The sequence below is a fragment of the Phocaeicola faecium genome (assembly GCF_014837055.1).
Classification (GTDB): domain Bacteria; phylum Bacteroidota; class Bacteroidia; order Bacteroidales; family Bacteroidaceae; genus Phocaeicola; species Phocaeicola gallinarum.
This window is the reverse complement of record NZ_JACSPQ010000008.1, coordinates 1-1,003: the sequence shown is the minus strand read 5'-3', so window position 1 is coordinate 1,003 and position 1,003 is coordinate 1. Positions and strand designations below refer to the sequence as shown.

General features: G+C 64.4%; 2 protein-coding genes. Both read left to right on the top strand.

All coding sequences use genetic code 11. The annotated features are described in order from the left end of the window. Positions 1–540 (top strand): hemagglutinin (locus H9626_RS15565; protein WP_191710257.1); only part of this gene is annotated, 540 nt, incomplete at its 5' end. A gap of 70 nt (positions 541–610) precedes the next feature. After that, the coding region (locus tag H9626_RS15560) for a hypothetical protein (protein ID WP_225230941.1) at positions 611–1,003 on the top strand (393 nt) is incomplete at its 3' end.

Sequence of the window (1,003 nt, the reverse complement as noted above, 5' to 3'; positions counted from 1 at the left end):
ACCGAATCCCATCCGGCCGACGAGCTGTGCGAAGCCTATGAGGGCGCAACCGACGAATCGGCCGCCGCCGTCATCGACAAATCCGCCCGGGCCTGCGGCATCAGCCAGAAGGTGCTGCTGACCATGCTGCAGAAGGAACAGCATCTGGTCACCGCCACCGCCCCCACCGATTTTCAGATCCGCGCCGCCATGGGGCTGAGCTGCCCGGACGACGCGAACTGCGATCCGGCGTACGCCGGATTCTTCAACCAGGTATACGGCGCCGCCCGACGCTACCACTATTACCTGAACCATCCCGACGACTACGCCTACCACGCCGGACGGTTCAACTACGTGCAGTACAACCCCATCCCGTCCTGCGGCGGCAGCCAGGTCTATATCGAGAACAACGCGACCGCACTGCTCTACGTCTACACACCCTATCAGCCGAATCAGGCCGCGTTGGAGGCCGGAACCGGCGAGGGCGACGCCTGTTCCTCCTACGGCAACCGCAACTTCTCGCTGATCTACACCGACTGGTTCGGCAATCCACGCCAGTAATGCGATTCCATGCCCCGCTCCCCCGTACAATGGGGGTGTAACCGCTCGGCGATGAGGGAGGGCAGCACCCATGGGCCTGTTCGGCAATCGCAACACCGATGATTATGTCTCGCCATTCGACGTGGACGAAGCTCCGGACTACGTCGACCCCAGCACCGTGGTCGAACGCGAATCGCAGATCGACGCCAGACAGCACCAGCGCGAGGAACGCCGCCGCAAGGCGCAGAAGCGAGCCGAGCACCGCAAGCAGGAGCATATCGAGCAGGCCTACTACCACACGGGCCAGCCTCCGGCATCACATCAGCGGCCGAACATCCCGCCATCGCAGCCGGCCGGCGTCGCACGCCCCACCACCAATCCCGTGGTCAACGCGGCGAACCGGCCCAAGCCGCAGACCAAGAGCCCACTGGCCGCCAAGCCTGGCATTGCGGTCTTCCTGCTGGTCGTCGCCACGATACTCGGT